The organism is Sanguibacter gelidistatuariae (genome assembly GCF_900096585.1).
Taxonomy (GTDB): domain Bacteria; phylum Actinomycetota; class Actinomycetes; order Actinomycetales; family Cellulomonadaceae; genus Sanguibacter; species Sanguibacter gelidistatuariae.
Genome location: NZ_FMYH01000001.1, coordinates 63,681 through 84,893 on the forward strand (window position 1 = coordinate 63,681; position 21,213 = coordinate 84,893).

Annotated in this window: 20 protein-coding genes; 4 read left to right on the plus strand and 16 right to left on the minus strand. The window is 70.6% G+C overall.

Going from position 1 to position 21,213, the window contains the following annotated elements; genetic code table 11:
- Positions 1–190: 190 nt before the first annotated feature.
- The 6 genes from narI to BLQ50_RS00345 form a co-directional block, all read right to left on the minus strand.
- Positions 191–1,006, minus strand: coding sequence for a respiratory nitrate reductase subunit gamma (gene narI, locus BLQ50_RS00320; protein WP_093180349.1), 816 nt, complete (start codon positions 1,004–1,006; stop codon positions 191–193).
- A complete protein-coding gene (gene narJ, locus BLQ50_RS00325; RefSeq protein WP_093180350.1) occupies positions 1,003–1,716 on the minus strand; it encodes a nitrate reductase molybdenum cofactor assembly chaperone in 714 nt (237 codons plus the stop codon). The genes narI and narJ overlap by 4 nt, the downstream gene beginning before the upstream one ends.
- On the minus strand, positions 1,716–3,404 hold the full coding sequence (gene narH / locus BLQ50_RS00330) for a nitrate reductase subunit beta (RefSeq protein WP_093180352.1): 1,689 nt from the start codon (positions 3,402–3,404) through the stop codon (positions 1,716–1,718). The genes narJ and narH overlap by 1 nt, the downstream gene beginning before the upstream one ends.
- Positions 3,404–7,189, minus strand: coding sequence for a nitrate reductase subunit alpha (locus BLQ50_RS00335; protein WP_093180353.1), 3,786 nt, complete (start codon positions 7,187–7,189; stop codon positions 3,404–3,406). Before BLQ50_RS00335 ends, narH begins: the two co-directional genes overlap by 1 nt.
- 97 nt (positions 7,190–7,286) lie before the next feature.
- Positions 7,287–8,597 (minus strand): MFS transporter, encoded by a 1,311-nt coding sequence (locus BLQ50_RS00340; protein ID WP_093180355.1) that lies wholly within the window; start codon positions 8,595–8,597, stop codon positions 7,287–7,289.
- 146 nt (positions 8,598–8,743) lie between these two features.
- Positions 8,744–9,382 (minus strand): helix-turn-helix domain-containing protein, encoded by a 639-nt coding sequence (locus tag BLQ50_RS00345; RefSeq protein WP_175558954.1) that lies wholly within the window; start codon positions 9,380–9,382, stop codon positions 8,744–8,746.
- 61 nt (positions 9,383–9,443) lie between these two features.
- Here BLQ50_RS00345 and BLQ50_RS00350 point away from each other — a divergent pair, with 61 nt between their 5' ends.
- Genes BLQ50_RS00350 through BLQ50_RS00365 form a run of 4 tightly spaced genes read left to right on the plus strand, consistent with a single transcriptional unit; the run spans position 9,444 to position 12,100 of the window.
- Positions 9,444–9,950, plus strand: coding sequence for a MogA/MoaB family molybdenum cofactor biosynthesis protein (locus BLQ50_RS00350; RefSeq protein WP_093180358.1), 507 nt, complete (start codon positions 9,444–9,446; stop codon positions 9,948–9,950).
- A complete protein-coding gene (locus BLQ50_RS00355; RefSeq protein ID WP_093180360.1) occupies positions 9,950–10,378 on the plus strand; it encodes a molybdenum cofactor biosynthesis protein MoaE in 429 nt (142 codons plus the stop codon). The genes BLQ50_RS00350 and BLQ50_RS00355 overlap by 1 nt, the downstream gene beginning before the upstream one ends.
- Complete coding sequence (moaA, locus tag BLQ50_RS00360) at positions 10,375–11,493, plus strand: GTP 3',8-cyclase MoaA (protein WP_425424070.1); 1,119 nt, start codon at positions 10,375–10,377, stop codon at positions 11,491–11,493. Before BLQ50_RS00355 ends, moaA begins: the two co-directional genes overlap by 4 nt.
- Complete coding sequence (locus BLQ50_RS00365) at positions 11,486–12,100, plus strand: hypothetical protein (protein ID WP_093180362.1); 615 nt, start codon at positions 11,486–11,488, stop codon at positions 12,098–12,100. Before moaA ends, BLQ50_RS00365 begins: the two co-directional genes overlap by 8 nt.
- A gap of 8 nt (positions 12,101–12,108) precedes the next feature.
- Here BLQ50_RS00365 and BLQ50_RS00370 read toward each other — a convergent pair whose 3' ends face one another.
- The 10 genes from BLQ50_RS00370 to BLQ50_RS00415 form a co-directional block, all read right to left on the minus strand.
- Positions 12,109–13,173, minus strand: a complete 1,065-nt coding sequence (locus BLQ50_RS00370; protein ID WP_093180364.1) for an ATP-binding protein — start codon at positions 13,171–13,173, stop codon at positions 12,109–12,111.
- Positions 13,174–13,186: 13 nt separating this feature from the next.
- The gene (locus BLQ50_RS00375) at positions 13,187–13,867 is read right to left on the minus strand and encodes a TorD/DmsD family molecular chaperone (protein WP_139185639.1); all 681 of its coding nucleotides are present in this window, start codon (positions 13,865–13,867) and stop codon (positions 13,187–13,189) included.
- A gap of 7 nt (positions 13,868–13,874) precedes the next feature.
- Positions 13,875–14,822, minus strand: coding sequence for a dimethyl sulfoxide reductase anchor subunit family protein (locus BLQ50_RS00380; RefSeq protein WP_093180368.1), 948 nt, complete (start codon positions 14,820–14,822; stop codon positions 13,875–13,877).
- Between the two features lies 1 nt (position 14,823).
- Positions 14,824–15,441, minus strand: a complete 618-nt coding sequence (locus BLQ50_RS00385) for a DMSO/selenate family reductase complex B subunit (RefSeq protein WP_217629058.1) — start codon at positions 15,439–15,441, stop codon at positions 14,824–14,826.
- A gap of 15 nt (positions 15,442–15,456) precedes the next feature.
- A complete protein-coding gene (locus BLQ50_RS00390; RefSeq protein ID WP_093181566.1) occupies positions 15,457–17,910 on the minus strand; it encodes a DMSO/selenate family reductase complex A subunit in 2,454 nt (817 codons plus the stop codon).
- A gap of 120 nt (positions 17,911–18,030) precedes the next feature.
- Entirely contained in the window at positions 18,031–18,270 is a 240-nt protein-coding gene (locus tag BLQ50_RS00395; RefSeq protein WP_093180370.1) for a MoaD/ThiS family protein, read from the minus strand.
- Positions 18,270–18,611 carry a DUF6457 domain-containing protein gene (locus BLQ50_RS00400; protein WP_093180372.1) on the minus strand — a complete coding sequence of 114 codons (342 nt, stop codon included), beginning with the start codon at positions 18,609–18,611 and terminating at the stop codon, positions 18,270–18,272. The genes BLQ50_RS00395 and BLQ50_RS00400 overlap by 1 nt, the downstream gene beginning before the upstream one ends.
- Complete coding sequence (gene mobA, locus BLQ50_RS00405) at positions 18,608–19,327, minus strand: molybdenum cofactor guanylyltransferase (protein WP_093180374.1); 720 nt, start codon at positions 19,325–19,327, stop codon at positions 18,608–18,610. Before mobA ends, BLQ50_RS00400 begins: the two co-directional genes overlap by 4 nt.
- A 24-nt stretch (positions 19,328–19,351) precedes the next feature.
- Positions 19,352–19,831, minus strand: coding sequence for a cyclic pyranopterin monophosphate synthase MoaC (moaC, locus tag BLQ50_RS00410; protein ID WP_093180376.1), 480 nt, complete (start codon positions 19,829–19,831; stop codon positions 19,352–19,354).
- Entirely contained in the window at positions 19,828–21,174 is a 1,347-nt protein-coding gene (locus BLQ50_RS00415; protein ID WP_245700804.1) for a molybdopterin molybdotransferase MoeA, read from the minus strand. Before BLQ50_RS00415 ends, moaC begins: the two co-directional genes overlap by 4 nt.
- Between the last annotated feature and the right edge of the window lie 39 nt (positions 21,175–21,213).

A 21,213-nucleotide genomic window follows, 5' to 3' on the forward strand; every position in this document is an offset into this window, starting at 1 on the left:
TCGCCAACTTCGCCGGCCGGCCCGCCCGCTCCAACCTCGACCCAACCTCGATAGGTGTCCGATCTCCGCCCCATTCTCGAGTCAGACAGGGCGAAAATCGGACACCTATCGAAATGAGGTGGGGGGTTCAGGGTCAGGGGCGGGCGGGCGGGCGGGGGGCGGGCAGGCGGGGGCGGGCGGGGGGGCGGGGTCAGAGGCGGCGGAGCTTGTCTGGGTCGGGTTGCTTGATCTCTTCCCAGCCGCGGCGCTTCTTGCGGGAGCCGGTGCGGTCGTCGCGCGAGCGGTACACGATGTAGGGCCGCACGAGGTAGCCGACCGGGGCGGAGAACGCGTGCACCAGCCGGGTGAAGGGCCACAGGATGAACAGTGCCGTCGCGCACAGCACGTGCAGCTGGAACATGAGCGGCACCCCGGCCATGAGCGCGGGCTCGGGCTGCAGCGAGATCAGGCTGCGCACCCACGGCGAGATCGTGCCGCGGTACTCATACCCCGACCCGAACACCTGCAGCATGAACGTCGCCGCGGTCCCGAAGGCGAGGGTGGCTCCGAGTGCGACATACATGACCTTGTCCATGGTCGTCGTCGCCAGGAACACCGGACCCACGGTGCGGCGCCGGTAGATGAGGATGACCAGCCCGGCGAGGGTGAGGACCGCCGCGAAGGACCCGAGCCACGTCGCCCCCAGGTGGTAGGCGTGCTCGTTGATGCCGATCGCGTACAGCCAGCCCCGTGGGACGAGCAGCCCGACGACGTGCCCACCGATCACCATGAGCATGCCGACGTGGAACATCGGCGAGCCGAGCCGCAGCAGCCGGTTCTCATAGACCTGGCTCGAGCGGGTGGTCCAGCCGAACTTGTCGTAGCGGTACCGCCACAGGTGCCCGACGACGAAGACCGCCGCCGCCACGTAGGGCAGCGCCACCCAGAGCAGCGCGCTGAGCGCGCTGACCGACTGCGAGCCCGCCTCTGACAGCACAGCCAACGCCCCCACCGCCGACGCCGTCATCGCCGTGCCTCCTCGGGTGCGGCTCCGCCGGCGGAGAAGGGTTGAAGGTCGCCCAGGAAGGTCAGCCCGACCGTCTCGGTCGGCGGGCCCTCGTTGACCAGGGCCAGGTAGCGGTCGCGGGTCGCGTCGTCGATCTCCGGCAGCGACATGCAGACGGCCTCGATGACCCCCGCGTAGGGGCTGGACACCGCGAGCAGGGCCGCGCGCAGCACCTCGATGCCCTCGCGGTGCGCGGCGAGCAGCTGCTCCGCTATGGGCGACTCGCTCACCGCGGAGAACTCCAGGACCGCGGGGAGGTAGTCGGGCAGCTCCTCGGCGTCGAACTCCCACCCGGCTGCCCGGTAGGCCTCCATGAAGGTCACCAGGGCCTGACCGCGCCGGCGGGTGTCGCCGGCGGCGTAGTAGCTCAGGTACAGGCAGCACTTGCGCTTGAGGTCGAAGGTTCCCACGTAGGCCTTTTCGAAGTCCTGCGCATCCGCCGCCATCGCGGTGGCGAGGAAGGTCTCCAGTACCCGGCGGACGGCGTCGGGCAGGGTGGTGATGGCTGCGGCGACCTGCTGGGTGCGGGTGTGGAAGCTCCCGTCGGGGTAGTCGAGCAGCAACGACGTCGCCATGTGGGTCAGCGCGCGCTGGTCCCTCGTCATGGCGATCGCCGGGGTCGGCTCGGGCATCACCGACAGCTTGATGTGCGGGGGTGGTCGCAGGGCCATCACTCCTCCTCGGCAGAATCGGGCGTCGTCGGGTCGTTCTTCTTCTGGCGGGCGGACCTCGGTGGGAACAGGCCGCCGGCCGTGCCGTTGCCGTCCCAGTTGAGCAGGTTGACCCGGCCCGGGGTGGACGGGCGGTCGGCCGTCTGGCGGTCCTGGAGCACGTGGAAGTTCTCGACTGCGACCGGGACCGCGGGGCCGCTCGAGGAGCCGAAGGGCCCCGCCCCGCCCATGCCCGGACCATCCTCGTAGTCGAGGGAGCAGGCGAGCTCCTCGAGCTCGGCCGCCTGCTCGGCATGCGCCGACGGGATGACGTAGCGGTCCTCGTACTTGGCGATGGCCAGCAGCCGGTACATCTCCTCGATCTCGGTTCCGGTCATGCCGACCGCCGCGGCGATGGACTCGTCCCGGCCCTCGTCGCCGCGGAGGTTGATGCCACGCATGTACGAGCGCATCGCCGCGAGGCGGCGCAGCACGGCATCGACGGGGGCCACGTCACCGGCCGTGAACAGCCCCGCGAGGTACTCGATGGGGATGCGCAGCTTGTCGATCGCGGCAAACAGGGTCCGTGCGTCCTCGCCGTCGTTGCCGGAGTTCGCCACGACGTCGACGACGGGCGAGAGCGGCGGGATGTACCAGACCATGGGCATGGTGCGGTACTCCGGGTGCAGCGGCAGAGCGACCTTGTACTCCTGGATGAGCTTCCAGATGGGGCTCTTCTGGGCGGCGTCGATCCAGTCCTCGGGGATGCCCTCGGCGCGGGCGCCCTCGATCACGGCCGGGTCGTGGGGGTCGAGGAAGACCTTGCGCTGGGACTCCAGCAGGTCCTTCTCGTCCTCGACGGCCGCCGCCTTGGCGACCTGGTCGGCGTCGTAGAGCACGAGGCCGAGGTAGCGCAGGCGGCCCACGCACGTCTCCGAGCACACGGTCGGCAGGCCGACCTCCAGACGCGGGTAGCACATGGTGCACTTCTCGGCCTTGCCGGTCTTGTGGTTGAAGTAGACCTTCTTGTACGGGCAGCCCGAGACGCACATCCGCCAGCCGCGGCAGGCGTCCTGGTCCACGAGCACGATGCCGTCCTCGGCCCGCTTGTACATCGCCCCCGACGGGCAGGACGCCACGCAGGAGGGGTTGAGGCAGTGCTCGCAGATGCGCGGCAGGTAGAACATGAAGGTCTTCTCGAACTCCATGGCCACGTGCTCGCTCATGTGCTGCAGGATCGGGTCGTCCTGGATGGTCTCCGGGGAGCCGCCCAGGTTGTCGTCCCAGTTGGCCGACCAACCGATCTTCATGTCCTTGCCGGTCAGCAGGCTCTTGGGCCGGGCGACCGGGGTGTGCTCCCCCGCCGGGGCGTTGAGCAGCATGTCGTAGTCGTAGGTCCACGGCTCGTAGTAGTCGTGGATCTCGGGCAGCTTGGGGTTGGAGAAGATGGTCGCGAGCTTGGCGAAGCGGCCGCCGCTACGCAGCTTGAGCCGGCCGCGCCTGTTGCGCACCCAGCCCCCGCCCCACTTGTCCTGGTCCTCGTAGCCGCGCGGATACCCCACACCGGGGCGGGTCTCGACGTTGTTGAACCAGACGTACTCCACGCCGGTGCGGTTGGTCCACGCCTGCTTGCAGGTCACCGAGCACGTGTGGCACCCGATGCACTTGTCGAGATTCATGATCATCGACATCTGAGCCATGACCTTCATCAGTACTCGACCTCCTGGCTGCGGCGACGGATCACGGTGACTTCGTCTCGTTGGTTCCCGGTCGGGCCGAGGTAGTTGAAGGCGAACGCCAGCTGGGCGTATCCGCCGATGAGGTGGCTCGGCTTGAGCAGCACCCGGGTGAGAGAGTTGTGGATCCCGCCGCGTCGCCCGGAGGTCTCGGTGCGGGGCACATCGACCGTGCGGTCCTTGGCGTGGTACATGTACACCGTGCCCTCGGGCATCCGGTGCGAGACGATCGACCGGGCCACCACGACGCCGTTGCGGTTGTAGGACTCGATCCACTCGTTGTCCCGGACGCCGATCTTGTCCGCGTCCTGAGGGCTCATCCAGATCGTCGGCCCCCCTCTAGACAAAGACAACATGAAGAGGTTGTCCTGGTACTCGGAGTGGATGGACCACTTCGAGTGCGGGGTGAGGTAGCGCACCGCGACCTCAGCATGGCCCTCGGACCCGGGCGCGCCGGTCGGTTCCATCGACCCGACCTTGGAGTCCCCGAACAGCCGATGCATGTCGAGCGGGGGCCGGTAGACCGGCAGGTTCTCCCCGAGCTCGCTCATCCAGTCGTGGTCGAGGAAGAAGTGCATCCGCCCGGTCAGGGTGTGCCACGGCTTGAGGTGCTCGACGTTGATCGTGAACGCCGTGTAGCGCCGGCCGCCGTGCTCGGAGCCGGACCACTCCGGGGAGGTGATGACCGAGACCGGCCGCGCCTGGACGTCCGGGAAGGTGATCCGGGTCCCCTCGTGATCGGTGGCCAGGCTCGCGATCTCCTGGCCGGTGCGCTTCTCCAGGGCCCGGAAGCCCTGGACCGAGAGCCGTCCGTTCGTGGTCCCGGACAGCGCGAGGATCATCTCGCAGACCTTGACGTCGGTGTCCAGACGCGGCAGCCCTGCCGTCGGGCCGGCCGCGACCGTGCCGTTGACCTGGGCGAGCTTGGCGACCTCGGGGGTCGGGTCGAAGGTGATGCCCTTCGTCGTCATCCCGAGCTTCGTGGTCAGCGGGCCGAGCGCGGCCATCCGGGCCGCGAGCGCCGGATAGTCCCGCTCGACGACGATGAGCTTGGGCATGGTCACGCCCGGTACGAGCGGCAGATCGTTCTCGACCGTGCCGTGCGGGGTCGCCATCGCGTCGGGGGTGTCGTGCAGCAGCGGGGCCGCGACGAGGTCCTTGCGCACGCCGAGGTGCTCCACGGACATCTCGGAGACCTTCTTCGCGATGACGTGGAAGAGGTCGAAGTCGGTCTTGGTCTGCCACGGCGGCTTGATCGCCGGGTTGAAGGAGTGCACAAAGGGGTGCATGTCCGTGGAGGACAGGTCGTGCTTCTCGTACCAGGTGGCCGCGGGGAGCACCACGTCGGAGAACAGCGTGGTGCTCGTCATCCGGAAGTCGGTCGTCACGAGCAGGTCGAGCTTGCCCTCGGGGGCGTCCTCACGCCAGTCCATGGTGCGGGGACGGCGGTCCCCCTCGCACTGCGGGGCGCGCACGGAGGAGTCGGTTCCGAGCAGGTGCTTGAGGAAGTACTCGTTGCCCTTGCCCGAGGACCCCAGGATGTTGGCCCGCCACACGTTAAGCACGCGGGGGAAGTTCTCGGGGGCGTCGGGGTCCTCGCAGGCGTACCGCAGCGAGCCGTCCTGGAGGGAGTCGATGACGTACTGGGCGGGCTCCTTTCCGGCCGCCTCGGCGTCGTCGACCAGGTCGAGGGGGTTGCGGTCGAAGGTCGGGTAGCTGGGCATCCAGCCTCGCTTGGCCGACTCCACGAGGCAGTCCGCCGTCGTCCGGTCGGAGAACATGCCCTTGGCCAGCGGGGAGGCGAGCTGGTCGGCGGGCAGCCCGTCGTAGCGCCACTGGTCGGTGGCCAGGTACCAGAAGGCCGTGCCGATCATCGACCGGCTGGGGCGCACCCAGTCGGCGCCGCCCGCGTACTGGTTGTAGCCGGTGAGCGGGCGGACCTTCTCCTGGCCCACGTAGTGCGCCCAGCCGCCGCCGTTGACACCCTGGCAGCCGGTCATCGTGGTCAGCGCGAGGAAGGTGCGGTAGATGGTGTCGGAGTGGAACCAGTGGTTGGTCCCGGCGCCCATGAGGATCATCGACCGGCCGCCGGACTGCTCGGCGTTCTCGGCGAACTCGCGCCCGATCCGCTCGGCCTTCTCGGCGGGGACGGAGGTGATCTCCTCCTGCCAGGCGGGCGTGCCGGGGGAGGTGGCGTCGTCGTATCCGGTGGGCCACTGCCCGGGCAGGCCCGGGCGACCCACCCCGTACTGGGCGAGCAGCAGGTCGAAGACGGTGGTCACGACGCGTCCGGCGACGCGCGCGACCGGCACCCCGCGACGCACGACGCCGGTCCCCCCGGTCTGCTCCTCGCCCGCCTCGGGCATCACGTCGAAGCGCGGCAGGTCGACCGCGACGGCCTCCCCGTCCCAGGTGGGGCCGTCGGAGATGGACAGGACCGGGTCGATGTCACCCAGGTCGAGGTTCCAGCGGCCCTCGTCCGCCGGGCCGAAGCGGTGGCCCAGGGAGCCGTTGGGCACGCGCGGGACGCCGGAGGCGTCGAGCAGGACGGTCTTGAAGGCGGGATTCGCCTCGGTCGAGTCGGCGCCGGCCGGGCCGGTCTCGGCGAGCTCGACATCGGTGAGGTCGGCCGCGGTGAGGAACTTGCCGGGCACCCAGGCGTCCCCGCGCTGCTCGAGGGAGATGAGGTAGGGCGCGTCCGCGTAGGACTTCATGTAGCTCTCGAAGCGCGGCGTGCGCCGGTCGACGTAGAACTCCTTGAGGATGACGTGCCCCATGGCCATCGCCAGGGCGCCGTCGGTCCCCGGGTGCGGGGCGAGCCACTCGTCGGCGAACTTCGTGTTGTCCGCGTAGTCGGGCGAGACGGTGATGACCTTCTGGCCGCGGTAGCGGGCCTCGACCATGAAGTGGGCGTCGGGGGTACGGGTGACCGGGACGTTGGAGCCCCACATCATGAGGTAGGAGGAATTCCACCAGTCGGCGGACTCGGGCACGTCGGTCTGGTCGCCGAACACCTGCGGGCTGGCGACGGGGAGATCGGCATACCAGTCGTAGAACGAGAGCATCGTCCCGCCGAGCATGTTGATGAACCGGGCGCCGGCGCCGTGGGAGACCATCGACATGGCCGGGATCGGGGAGAACCCGGCGACCCGGTCGGGGCCGTAGGCCTTGATCGTGTGCACGTGCGCGGCGGCCACGATCTCCGCGGCCTCCTCCCACGTGGCCCGGACCAGGCCGCCCTTGCCGCGGGCCTTCTTGTAGGCCCGCGCCGACTCGGGGTTGCCGGTCACGTCCGCCCAGGCGAGCACCGGGTCACCCAGGCGCGCCCTCGCCTCGCGGTAGAGCGTGAGCAAGACTCCGCGCACGTAGGGGTAGCGCACCCGGGTGGGTGAGTAGGTGTACCAGCTGAACGCCGCCCCGCGCGGGCAGCCGCGCGGCTCATACTCGGGGCTGTCCGGGCCGACGCTCGGGTAGTCGGTCTGCTGGGTCTCCCACGTGATGATGCCGTCCTTGACGTACACCTTCCACGAGCAGGACCCCGTGCAGTTGACCCCGTGCGTGGAGCGGACCACCTTGTCGTGGGACCAGCGGTCCCGGTAGAAGGAGTCCCCGGAGCGGCCTCCCTCGAGGAACAGGGACCGCAGGTCCTCCGAGACCTTCCCGCGGCGCAGGAAGCGGCCGAGCTTCATGAGCGAGTCGGCGACCGGGCCGTCGGTCGCGGCCTGCGGGGTCGCGGCTGGCTGTGTCTCGGTGGTCATGGTGCTCCTTGATCGTGGGGGCTTGATCGCGGGGTGAGCAGAGTGATCGGGGTGATCGGGGGAGCCGACGACGCTGGGCGAGCAGCGCCGTCGGGCGTCAGCTGGGCGCTTCCGCGCCCGGGCGGGTGTAGTAGTGCCAGGCCAGCCACGTGCCGAAGGCGCACCACAGCGCGCACTGGATGAAGAACGCCGTCGGGCTGATGACCGAGAGCGCCATACCGACGAGGAAGGGGCCGAAGGCCGCGATCGCCGACGTCCAGCCGATCGCCCCGCCGGCCTGGCGCTTGGGGAAGATCATCGGCATCTGCTTGAAGGTGCCGGCGTTGGCGAAGCCCGCGAAGAAGAAGATGATGAGCATCCCGGTGAGGAAGCCCCAGAACTCCCCCACGCTCGAGGGGGTGAGGAAGAAGAGCGTCACGATCGTGCCGATCGTCATGCCCACGCCGCCGATGAAGGTGAAGATCGCGCCGCCGAAGCGATCGCACAGCGGACCCGATCCCGCCCGGACCAACGCGCCCAGGGCCGGTCCGATGAAGGCGAAGGCGAGCGGGTTTGGAGCGCCGTCGAAACCGCCGTAGAGGTTCTTGATGAGCAGGCCCATCTGCGCCGCGAGGCCACTGTACGCACCGAAGGACATGAGGTAGATGGCCGTCATGATCCAGGTGTGCTTGAGCCGGAAGATGTCCATCTGCTCGCGGAAGTTCGCCTTCACCGGCACCCGGCGCAGGAACACGAGCGCGAGGATGATGGCGAGGACCACCCACGGGATGAGCACAAGACCACCGTTGTGCAGCCAGATCAGGGAGCCGTCCGTGGTGCTCTGCGGGGTGAGGGTCGCGGTGCCGAGCAGGCCGAAGCCGACGACCCACGGGGTGAGCACCTGGACCAGGGAGATGCCGAAGTTCCCCAGGCCTGCCTGCAGGCCCAGGGCCGTGCCAGCGAGGCGCTTGGGGAAGAAGTAGCTCGTGGACGGCATGAATCCGGAGAACGTCCCGCCGCCGATCCCGGCGGCGAAGGCCAGGGCGAGGAGGACCCCGTAGGGGGTGCTGGTGTCCCGGACGACGATCGTCCAGCCGAGCATCGGCAGCAGCAGCAGGGCCGAGCTCACCGCGACGAGGTTGCGGGTGCCCAGGATCGGCGGCAGGAACATGAAGGCCATCCGGAAGAGGCCCGCTGCGAGGCCGGGGATGGCGACCAGCCAGTACAGCTGCCCGGTGGTCAGGGAGTACCCGATCGAGTTCAGCTGGGGGGCGATCGCGCTGACCAGGTACCAGGTCGCGAAGCCCAGCATCATGGAGTAGGTGCTGATCCACAGCGTGCGCCAGGCCAGCTTGGAGTCCCAGGTCTCCTCGTTCTCCGGGTCCCAGTTGGACAGGTCTGGGGAGAGGAGGGTCTTCGCAGTCGTCATTGGTGCGTCCTCGATGTCAGGAGCGGACGCCAAGGTCAGCGCCGCACATGTCACCGAGTCTGGCCCGGGACCTTAGACCCTGCAACGGGACTTCGCCGTGAATAATCGTCCTCACGGGTGAGATCTCTCAGGTGAGATCTCGCGGGTCAGCTCTCGCGGCGGCCGCACTCCAGGCTCAGGGTGCAGCACCCCGGACCGGAGAACGGGAGGAGCGCACGCGCTGTAACGGGCCCGCCAGCCTGGGACAGGACGGTGCGCACGAGCCCGAGATGGACCACGCAGACCATGCCGTGGGACTCGGCGACCATGTCCTGGTAGGGGCAGTCTGTGATGTCCACCCGGAGCGCCGCCTCGTCGATGCAGGCGTTGAAGCCGCTCTGGTCGAGGTGGTCGTCGAGGGCGTCGATCTGGCGCAGGGCACCCTCGGGCAAGCGGGCGGTGGGCGTCGGGACCGTGGACTCCAGGTATCGGCGCAGCAGGTCCCCGCGCTCGGTGGCCGAGGCGACCTTGCGCGCAACGTCGTCGTTCGTCTCGACATCCGCGCCGGTCGCCGCGCTGTAGAGGGTGCGCGGGCGCCCGCGGGTCGTGCGCGTCTCGACGATCGAGGTGACGTAGCCGCCGCGGGTGAGGCGCTGGAGGTGCTCGCGGACGGTGTTGGGGTGCAGTCCGGTCGCCTCGACGAGCTCGGCGAGCGTGCGCCGGTCCCGCTCCTGGAGCAGATGGAGCAGTTCCACCCGGCTGGGCGAAGCGAGCGTCCGGAACGTCTCGGTGCGCGGTGCGGCCATGGCCCCCATTATTCACGACAGGTCCCAGAAGAAAAGAATGTCGCTGGTCTAGGCTGGACTGATGCAGCCGGATCGAAGCTCCCCGCGCCACCGCGCCACCGTGATCACCGTCTCCGATCGCAGCGCCGCCGGCACCCGGGCCGACACCTCGGGCCCGCTGGCCGCCCAGCGCCTGACCGACGCCGGCTATGCCGTCACGACCGCGATCGTGCCCGACGGCGCAGCGCCCGTCCGCGCGGCCCTGGCCGCCGCGGTCTCCGACGGCGCGCGTGTGGTGATCACGACCGGCGGGACCGGCGTCGGGCCCCGAGACGAGACTCCCGAGGGCACGGCTCCCCTGCTGACCCGCGAGCTGCCCGGGATTCCCGAGGCGCTGCGCCGGGTGGGCGCGGAGCACACCGCGTCCGCGGTGCTCTCCCGGGGGCTGGCCGGGATCGTCGACAGCGCCCACGGCGGGGCGCTCGTGGTGAACCTGCCCGGGTCGCTCGCCGCCGTCGACCAGGGGCTCGATGCGCTGCTCCCGCTCGTCGACCACGTGCTCTCCCAGCTCGACGGCGGGGACCACTGATGGCGCTCCTGGCCCAGGTCACCGCGGAGCCACTGTCCCTCGAGGAGCACCTGCGGGCGGTCGCCAGCCCCGACGCCGGGGCGGTCGCGACCTTCGTCGGGCAGGTCCGCGACCACGACCACGAGGCGACCGGCGAGGTGGTCTCCCTCGAGTACAGCGCCCATCCCGACGCGGCGCGGATCCTCACCGAGATCGCCTCACGGTTCGCCGCTCAGTTTGCCGCAGACGGCGTGCGGGTGGCCGTGAGCCACCGCGTCGGCGTGCTCGCGGTCGGCGACTACGCGCTCGTGGCCTGCGTGTCCAGCGCGCACCGGGCCGCCGCCTTCGACGCCTGCCGGGACCTCGTCGAGGCGGTCAAGGTCGAGCTGCCGGTGTGGAAGCGTCAGAGCACCGACGACGGCACGCACGGCTGGGTGGGGTTGACGTGAGCACCGGTGTGCACTGGCTGCCGACGCCTGGGGTACGTGGGGACGCTGCGCCGGGCGTCTCCGCTCCCGCGCCCGCAGCGGGTCCGCCTGCCTCCCAGACCGCGGAACCGGAACACGGTGCCGGGCCGCTGGTCGACCGCTTCGGTCGGGTGCACCGCGACCTGCGGATCTCTCTGACCGACCGCTGCTCGCTACGCTGCACCTACTGCATGCCGGCCGAGGGCGTCGAGTGGTTGTCCAAGGACAGCCTCCTCACGACCGACGAGCTCGAGCGGGTTGCCCGGGTGGCCGCCGGGCTCGGTATCACCGAAGTCCGCCTGACCGGCGGAGAGCCGCTGCTGCGGCGCGACGTGGTCGACGTCGTGCGCCGGATGGCCCGGATCGAGGGACCCGACGGGCCGCTCGAGGTGTCGATCACCACCAACGGGCTGCGCCTGGTCGAGCTCGCCCGTCCCCTGGCCGAGGCTGGGCTGGCGCGGGCGAACGTCAGCCTCGACACCCTGCGCCCGGACCGCTTCCTCGCCCTCACCCGCCGCAATCGGCTCGGCGACGTGCTCGCCGGGATCGACGCCGCACGCGCCGCCGGGCTCGACCCGGTGAAGATCAATGCCGTCGCCATGCGCGGGGTCAACGACGACGAGCTGGTCGACCTGGTGCGGTTCGCCGCAGACCGCGGTGCCCAGATGCGGTTCATCGAGCAGATGCCGCTCGACGCCGGGCACACGTGGTCCCGGGTCGAGATGGTCCGCGGCGAGGAGATCCTCGACCGGCTCTCCGAGGCGTTTACCCTCACCCCAGTGGGCGAGCGCGGCGCGTCCCCCGCCGAGACCTGGCTGGTCGACGGCGGCCCGACGACGGTCGGCGTCATCGCCTCCGTGACCGCGCCGTTCTGCGGTTCCTGCGACCGGGTGCGGCTGACCGCCGACGGCCAGCTCCGCAGCTGCCTCTTCGCCCGCACCGAGTCCGACCTGCTCCCCCTGCTGCGCGGCGAGGCCTCCGACGCCGACGTCGCGGCGCTCATGCGCCGCTGCATCGCGGGCAAGCAGGCCGGTCACGGGATCGACGACGAGGGGTTCCTCCAGCCGGACCGCCCGATGAGCGCGATCGGTGGTTGAGGTGACGCTGCCGGCGGGCTTCCTCACGAAGGTCTCCCAGACCGCGACGGACCGCGCCCACGGCTGGGACGCCGTGGCGGACGTACTCACCTCGCCGGACGCCACGCTCGTGGACCGGCTCCGGTCCGGCGCCCTGGCGCAGACGTGGCGAGACAGCACCGGGTGGCTGGGCGAGGATGCCCATGTCCTGACGGCCGAGCTGATGAGCCTGGACGTGTACGCCCGCGGTGCCTCGCGGCGCACCGCCGATGCCGACCTGGCGGACCTGCGCTCCGGGTATGCCGCGCTCGTCGCCCGCGACGCCGGGCTCGTCGCGAGCATCCGTGAGCTCGCGGACCTGTGCCGGGAGGAGGCCGCGGCGTGGACGGACGCCCGCTCGGACGAGGCCAAGGCCTCCCGCGTCGGCCAGCAGGACTTCATCACTGCCCGGCTCGTCCCCGCCCTGCCCGATCTCGGCGGGCGCCTGGCACTCGAGGCGGAGGCGAGCGTCTGGCGCCTGCTCGGACGGGTGATGCTCGGGCTGTTGTCGGCGGACACCGGCAAGGACTTCCAGCGCGCGGTGCTCGGCGAAGACCGCGGCCGGCGACGTCGCAGCGCTCGCGGCTGACCCTCAGGTCACCTGCCGGGCGGGAGGCGCGAGGAGAACGGGTTCTGGCGCCGGTACGTGCATACCGGGCACAGGGGCGCGGCGTCGGTCGTGGGGAACCGGGTCCGGCACCGCTGGCACTGGGCTGTGGTCAGGGACGCGACGGCAGCCACCGCGGGTGAGTCGACCCGGGACAGCAGCCCGTCCCAGGCCCACACCCCGGCCACCGTGAGCACGTCTTCGGGGCACAGCTGGACGCAGAGCTGACAGCCGTCGCACGACGTCGGGTCCTGCAGCAGGCTTGTGACCATCGGCGTCCCGGCCGCAACCTCCCCGGCCGCGGCACCATTGCTCGGCGCGGGCTGCTGCGCCCCGAAGTGGCGCAGGCTCAAGGCGTCCGTGGGGCAGGCCCGCACGCACACCCCGCACGCCGTGCAGCCCCGCGCGCGCAGCTCGACGGCGGCGCTGGCCGGCTCCAACCCGGCGCGGGAACCGGCCGGGACCAGTGCCGCGATCGCGGCGTTGAGACGCCGGGGACCAGACTGGAACTGGTCGGCCAGGTCCCGCGCCGGCCCGCCACCCAGGCCCAGCATCTGACGCCGGGCCACGGGCATCGCGGTGGCGTCGAGGACGTCGCGAGTCGTCTCGCGGCGGGTCCGGGGTCCGCGACGACGGCCCCGCAGCCCGCGGGGGTGGTCGTCGGGCGCGGGGTTGGCGTCGGGCGCGGGGTTGGCGTCGGGCGGGGTGTCATGCGCAGCGTCTGGTGCGGTGTCTGGTGCGGCCTCGGGTGCCCCGGCGATCTGGAGGCGGGGGACCCCCGCCGCGGCGAGCACGGCCGCCGCGGACGCGAGGTGGCCGGCCGCATCCGGCTGGGCGCATCCGTCCAGCCGCACGAGGACCGTTCCCGCTCCCGCGGTGAGCAGCTCCAGCACCTCATGAGCCGGCACGTCGCGGAGGCAGCCAGGCAACCGAATGACTGTGCGCGTGCGATCACCGCGGGACGGCGACGGGCACTCGACGCAGACCAGCTCGAGCGCCACCCCCTCGCTCTGGCGCGCGACCCAGCGCGCGACCCCCTGCAGCGCGTCGGTCATGGCCTGGCCCTGCTCAGACCCGGAACGTGCGGTCGGCGTCGTCGAGCAGGCCGAGGCCGAGGGAGCCCACGCCGCGGTAGAAGCACGTCGTGGCCTCCCCCATGACGAGGGTCAGGCACTGCGGCCCCCACGCCAGAAGGTGGTCGTCCAGGAACGTAGCGACTCCGGCCAGCACGCGCCGCAGCTCGAGCTCGTCTGCGCCGTCGAGCGCGTCCAGCCCGCGCACGCACAGCTCAGCGACGAAACCCATCTCGAGGCCGATGTGGTCGTCAGGCTCCTGGTTGAGGCGCGGGGCCGCCAGGCCGAATGCCGCGTAGGCGGCCCGCACCAGGAACGTCTCCTGCTCGAAGACGAGCTTGTCCTCGGACAGGTGCACCGACTCGTACGGCGGCGCGGTCATCCGCTCGGGGCCCACAAACAGCTGGTTGAAGTCACGCCGCACGTCGCGGGCGTCCTCACCTGCCTGGGCCGACTCGAGCAGCTGGTTGATCCCGTCCCGGCTCTCCGGAGACGGCAGCGCGGGCCACTGGGACAACAAGTCCGCGTCGCGCAGCTGGTCGAGCACCTCCGGCGCCGGGGGCACAAGCAGCACCCGGGACAGCGTGGTGAACGCCGCGGCCATCCTGTCCAGGTGCCGGGCGAGCTCGGCCCGGTCCTGGAGCAGGTGGTCGACGACGGTCGTCGCGCGGGTCATCGTCAGCTCACATCCCGATCCGGAACATCGAGCCATAGAACTGCGACCGTCCGATGAACTCACCCGCGAGCACGAGCGCAAACGCGCTGGTGGCCAAGATCGCGAGCGGGCGTGCCATCTTCGAGCTGCTCGCGTAGCGGTACACGAACACCGACAGCAGGCCAGCACCGAGGAAGACCAGCACGAGCCGTGCGATGAACCAGCCGCCGCTGAAGACCGCGACGGACTCCCCGGCGACGGCTCCGCCACCGGCAAGGTTGGAGATGTGCAGGGCGATGATGATGAACTCCACGCCCAGCAGGACCACGGCCGCGATGCCGATCCCCTTGAGGATCGACGTGAGCAGCTTGCGTGAGTCCGGGTCGACGACGCCCTCGGTGTCGGCCGCGGCGGTGCCCGCCCGGGCGGCCACCTTGATCCGCCACATGACGGTGCCCATCAGCGCGGCGCCCACCGCGAGCGCGCCCAGCAGGAACGTCGTGGTGAAGAACTGGGCGGGCGTGGCGAGGGTGTGCCACGCGGGAACCGTGATGAGGGAGTAGTAGATCATCGACATCGACGTCACGAGCATGAGCCCGACGGCCGCGGTGACGAGGGCGAGCGCCTGGCGCTGGCGGGTGCTGCCCCACTTCTTCCACTGCAGAAAGGCGAACACGAAGCCGAGCCCCGCGAAGGCCGAGCCGAACACGATCTCCCGGGTCAGCCAGGAGGAGTCGAAGTGCCGCAGCACGTTGAGCGTGTTCGTCAGGTCGTTCATGTGGAACATCGAGACGATCAGCCCGAGGACCATGACCGGTCCGATCGCGAACAGCGCGGGGTCGGTCACCTTGTCGATCGCCGCGGAGCCGAACCGGCGGGCCGCGACGATCTGGATGATGCCGAGGACCACGAAGGCACCGACACTCATCTGCGCCAGGATCGTGAAGAGGATCATGGGAAGTTCGTGGACGTTCATCTCACAGCTCCTCAGGGTTGACGATCGCGCCCGTACCGTGGCCGGTCATCTGCGCGTCACGATGCGGGATGATCACCAGGCGCGGTCGGGTCAGAGCGGGGTCGGGGAGGGGTTCGACGCCGGCCAGCGTGCCGTGCTTGGCGCGGAGGTCGTCGATCGGCCCCCACCCCAGGGCGCGCGAGGGACAGGCGGCCACGCAGGCCGGGTCCTCCCCCTCGGCGCGGTAGTCCGCGCACATGTCGCACTTGCTCATGTGCCCGGTGCCCGGGTTGAACTGCGGTGCGGAGTAGGGGCAGGCCCATTCGCAGTACCGGCACCCCACGCACTTGTCCTCGTCGATCGAGACGATCCCGTCCTCGCCGACGTGCATGGCGGTCGTCGGGCAGACCTTGACGCAGATCGGGTCCTCGCAGTGGTTGCAGGACATCGAGGTGAAGTAGGAGAACACGTTCGGCACGAACGTGTCGCCGTCCTGCTGCCAGGTGCCACCGGCGTATTCGGCGACCCGGCGCCACGTGATGCCGACGGGCAGGTCGTGCTTGTCCTTGCAGGCGATCGAGCAGGCTTTGCAGCCGTTGCACAGCGTCTGGTCGAAGCTAAATCCGAGCTTTTCCATCATGATCCCGTCTTGCCGTCAGGCTTTTCGCAGCTGGGCGAGCGTGGTGTGCTGGGCGTTGCCCTTCGCGATGGGCGAAGGATGCCAGCTCGTGAGGGTGTTGACCGATCCGCCCATGTCGACGCCGTCGGCGTCGGGCTTGAACCATGCCCCCTGGGGTACCGAGAGGACACCGGGTGCGATCCGCGGTGTGACCCGGGCGGGAAGCCGGAGCCGTCCCCGGTCGTTGAACACCTCGACCAGGTCGTCGTTGACCACGCCACGGACCTCAGCATCCATGGGGTTGATCCACACGACCTGCGGGTGCGCTTCCTTCATCCAGTCGACGTTGCCGTAGGTGGAGTGGGTGCGCTGCTTGAAGTGGTGCCCGATCACCTGGAGCGGGAACGCGTCGTTGGTGCGAGCCTCCTCGGCGCCCTCCCAGGTGCTCAGGTGCTCAGGAAGGGCCGTGATCCGGTCCCCCTCGGGGAGCTCCCAGGTCTTGGAGATCTCCCACAGCGGCTTGGAGAAGATCTCGATCTTCCCCGACTCGGTCCCGAGCGGGTTGGCGACCGGGTCGCCGCGGAAGTCCGCGAGCCCGATGTAGCTCTCGCCCTTGACCTTCCAGACGCCCATCTCGCGCAGGTCCTCGAAGGAGGGCAGGTCGGGGATCTCCGCGCGGCTCTCGTCGATCACCTGTCGGACCCAGTCCTCCTGGGTCTTGCCCTCGGTGAACTCGCGCTCGACGCCGAGCCGACGTGCGATCTCGGTCATCATCTCGTAGATCGTCTTGCAGTTGTACAGCGGTTCGATCGCCTGGTCGGCGACGATCGCGTACCCCATGTTGCCCGCGCTGCCCTGCTGAATCACGTCGAGCTGCTCCGCGTTGGAGACGTCCGGCAGGAGGATGTCTGCGTATCGCGCGGAGACGGTCATCTGGTTGTCGATCACGACGATCATCTCGCACAGCGAGTCGTCCTCGAGGAGGGCGACCGTGCGGTTGATGTCGCCGTGCTGGTTGGTCAGTGCGTTGCCCGCGTACTGCCAGACCATCTTGATGCCGGTGTCGAGCTTATCCTTGCCTCGCACCCCGTCGCGCAGCGCCGTCATCTCCGGGCCGTGCTCGATGGCGTCGGTCCACGAGAAGACGGAGATCGCGGTCTCGACCGGGTTCTCCGACACGAAGGGGTTGGCCATCGGCAGACCGAAGGACCCCTCGCGCTCACCGGTCCCACCTCCGGGGACGCCCACCGATCCGGTCATCGCCGCGAGCGTGAAGATCGCCCGGGCTTGGTTCTCACCGTTCGCGTGTCGCTGTGGGCCCCAGCCTTGGGTGATGTGCACGGGCCGGGCCTGACCGATCTCGCGGCCGAGCTGGATCAGCGTGCTCGTCGGGACCCCCGTGATCGCGGAGGCCCACTTGGGGGTCTTCTCGATCCCGTCGGGACCCAGACCCATGATGTAGCTGCGGTAGGAGTTGCCCGGTGGGACGCCGTCGGGCATGTGGTCCTCGTCGAATCCCTGGCAGTAGGTATCCAGGAAGTCCTGGTCCTGCAGGTTCTGGGAGATCATCACATGGGCGATCGCTGCCACCAGTGCGGCATCGGTCCCCGGCTTGGGGGCGATCCACAGGTCCCCGATGCCCTGAGCCGTCTCGGAGTAGCGCGGGTCGATGACGATCGTGCGCACGTTGTACAGCTTCTTGGTCTGCTGGGTCACGAAGGTCTCGCCACCCCCGCTCATCCGGGTCTCGAGCGGGTTGTTGCCGAACATGACCTGCAGCTGGGAGTTCTTCACGTCGTCGAAGCTGTTCGAGCCGATCCACCCGCCGTAGTGATAGCCCGCAGCGCCGGCGATCTGCGCTGAGGAGTAGTCCCCGTAGTGGTTGAGGTATCCCCCGACGCAGTTCATGAGGCGCGCCACCGGCGTGTCGATCGGTGGCCAGCTGCGGGTGATGGTGCCGCCCAGCGTCCCGGTCCCGTAGTTGAGGTAGATCGACTCGTTGCCGTGGTCGCGGATGAGCCGGGTCATGGTCGCGGCGATCTCGTCGAAGGCCTCCTCCCACGTGATCTCGTCCCACTGGCCCGCACCGCGCTTGGTCCCTGGTCGACGGCGCATGGGGGACTTGAGGCGGTCCGGGTTGTAGATGCGGTGCCGGATCGAGCGGCCCCGGACGCATGCGCGGATCTGCTGCGTGCCGATCGCGTCGTCGCCGGTGTCGTCGGGGAGCACGCGGGTGATCTGACCGTCCTTGACGACCATGCGGAGCGGGCAGCGGGATCCGCAGTTGACGTTGCAGGACGACCAGACGATCTTGTCCTCGGCGGCAGGGGACAGCGCTACCGCGTTCTCGCTCCCGATCCCAGGCAGCACTCCGGCGTAGACGCCCGTTCCGACGAGGGCCGCACCGCCACCTACCGCGGCGCTCCACTTCAGGACCGAGCGGCGGGACACGCCACCGTCCACTGCTGGCTCTACGTCTTTGGTCTCCATCAGCACTCCCAGGTCGTACTGGCCATCCGAACTCCAAGTGGACCCCATGTTTCTGAGGTTTTGGCGTCCGAAGGTCCTAGTACCGCTTCCCGGAAGGGTGCGACGGAGGGCCGGCTGAGGTCAGCCGCCCGCGAAGGGGGGCAGGACGTCGACCGCGTCGGCGGGGGACAACGGGGCGGCGGGGTCGCCGGAGCGGACCCCGTTGACGAGCAGGGAGCACCTGGTCAGGACGCGCGCGAGCGGTGCGCCACGGGTCTCACCCATCCGGACGAGGAGATCTCCGACCGTCGCCGCCTCGAGCGTCTCGGAGTCCACGCCGGCTGCCTCCGCGGCGCCCGCGAAGTATCGGACGGTCGCCATCACGGAGCCTGTTCGGTTGCGGGCGCCGTCTGCGACGCCCGGTCTGTCCATCGACCAGCGAGGTCGCTCGTGCGGCGCGCCGCATCGTGCAGCGCGGCGGTCAGGTCTTCGCCCGCGGCGGCGCGCTGGGCTGCGGCCATGCCGACCATGAAGGTGCTCAGCGGCGCGGCCGGACGCGCGACGTCGTGCGCCACGTCCCGGGCTACGTCGAGGATCGCGCCGGTCGGCACGAGCGCGGGGTCGAGCCCGAGCTCGGAGGCCAGGGCGACGAGCCACTCGTCGAGCGCCTCCGGGGGCAGCGTGCGGCTGGGGGTGGCTGCGGGCGTTGTGGGGTTCGTCATCTCAGGTCTCTCTCGGGTGGGGTCGGTAGGGCGTGCGGGTCCGTCGATTCGACAGGGCCGGCAGGACTGGCGGGGTCCGCGCGACGTGCACGGTCGACGTCGTGCCAGGTGTCGACGTCGGCGGCGACGCCGCCCGGGTCGGCGACAGCCAGCAGGTCGAGGGTCCCGAGCAACCGGGCCACCGAGGCACCGGACAGACCGTCCGGGCCGTTCATCTCGGCGACCGCCCGGTCGAGGGACGTCCGCCGGTACACCCCGGCGAGCCACTGCGTCCGCCCGCCCCCGTCCACGAGGCAGAGCCCGTCGGTGAGCTCAGCCCCCGGGGTGGCGAGCAGCGAGTGCAGCGCGGCCAGCAGGATGGCGCCGACGTCGGGGGCCCGCGGCAGGTCGCAGGCCAGGACGAGCACCCAGTCGGCGTCGAGCACTCTCAGCCCGGCGGCGAGGCCGGCGGCCGGCCCCCCGAAGGCAGGAGCCTCCTGGACGCAGAGCAGCGGCGCCTCGACAAGCCCGGGCGGCCCGACGACGACGGTGCGCCGGGCTCCGACCTGCGTGGCGGCCGCGAGCGCGTGGTCGAGCAGGGTGCGTCGCCCGACGACGACGCCCGCCTTGTCCGTCCCGCCCAGGCGCGCCGAGCGGCCCCCGGCCAGCACGAGCGCGTCGAGCGAGGGCGCGTCCGGACGCTGTGCGGACGACAGTCGGACGGGCGAGGCGGTCATCAGGGGCTCCGCGTCATGAGTGGCTCAGTCCTGCGCTCGGTGCCAGTCGCCGGACTTTCCGCCGGTCTTGGCCACGAGCTTGACGTCCTCGATCGAGACGGACTTGTCGAGGCCCTTGACCATGTCGACGACCGCGAGCGCGGCGACGGCGACCGCGGTGAGCGCCTCCATCTCCACCCCCGTACGGTCGGCGGTGCGGACGGTCGCGCTCACCCGGACCCCGTCGTCGTCGATCGCGAGGTCGACGCTTGCGCCGTGCACCCCGATGACGTGGGCGAGCGGCAACAGCTCGGCGCAGCGCTTGGCGCCCTGGATCCCGGCGATCCGCGCGACGGCGAGGACGTCGCCCTTGGGGGTGACGCCGTCGCGCATGGCCGCGATCACCGCCTCCCCGCAGCGGACGAAGCCGGTCGCGGTCGCGCTGCGGACGGTGGGGATCTTCTCTGTGACGTCGACCATGCGGGCCTGACCTGCGGCGTCGAGGTGTGTGAAGGGCTGGTTCATAGTCCGACCAGCATGACATCGATCATGTCGCCCTGGCGAACCTCTGTGACGTCGGCGGGGACCACGGCGAAGCCCTCGGCTGCGCCGAGGCCTCCGACGAGGTGCGAGCCTGATCCGCCCCGGGTGGCCGGGCGGACCCAGAGTTGGCCTGGCCTGGTGGCGGGGCCGTCGGGCCCGTCGGGGCCGTCGTCGAGCACCACGGGCATGTACTGCGCGCGACCCAGCGGCGTCCGCCAGCCCTCGCTGACCTGCGCAGTCAGCATCCGGCGGAACAGCTGTGTGCGTCCGAGCAGCCGGGAGAGCGCGGGCCGCACGAACACCTCGAAGGACACGCAGGCGCTCACCGGGTTCCCGGGCAGGCCGAAGACCGGCGTGCCGCCGGGCAGGTGCCCGAAGGCCTGCGGCTTGCCCGGCTGCATGGCCACCGAGACGAAGTCGACCGTGCCGAGCGGGGCGAGGACGGCCTTGGTGACGTCGTAGGCGCCGACGCTCACCCCACCCGAGAGCACCACGAGGTCGACGCCGGCCGAGACGACCGAGGCGAGCTCGGCGCGCAGGGCGTCGTCGTCGTCGGGCACGGTCACCGCGCGCTCGACGGTCCCGCCGGCCTCGGTGACGAGGGCGGCCAGCAGGGTGGAGTTGGACTCCGGGATCTGCCCGCGGCCGAGCGGCTGTCCCGGCGGCACGAGCTCGCTGCCGGTCGCGATGACGGCCACCCGAGGGCTGCGGTGGACCGGGAGGGTCGGGTGCCCGGCCGCGGCGGCGGAGGACAGGTGCCGCGAGCTGAGCACGGACCCGGCGGTCAGGACGACATCGCCCGCGTGCAGGTCCTCCCCGGCTCGGCGGATGTGCGCGGCGGGGCGGGGCGCGGTCGTGATGGTCACGTGGGCGGTGCCGGGATTGGCGGCGCCTGGGTGGGTAGACCCTGAGTGGGTGAGGTCGGCGTCGGTGTGCTCGACGGGGACGATCGCGTCGGCGTCGGCCGGGACGGGCGCACCGGTCATGATCCGCGCGGCCGTCCCGGGGGCGAGCGGCGGGTCCTCCGGGCTGCCGGCGGGCAGGTCGGCGACGACCCGGAGCGTGACCGGGTGGTCGGGCGAGGCGTGCACGACGTCGCCGTGGCGGACGGCGTAGCCATCCATCGCGGAGTTGTCGAAGACGGGGATGTCGCTCGTGGACAGCACATCGTGGGCGAGGGTCCGCCCGAGGGCCGCGGCGAGCGGGAGGGTCTCGGTGGTCAGCGGTTCCAGGCCCGCGAGCACGTGGGCGAGCTGGTCCTCGACGGTGATCATCGGCGCTCCTGGGTCGGTCCGGGCGTGGGCTGGCGGGGCAGTGCGGGGCATGGTCACACGCTAGCGCTCTGCGCAGCAGGGGGATGTCGC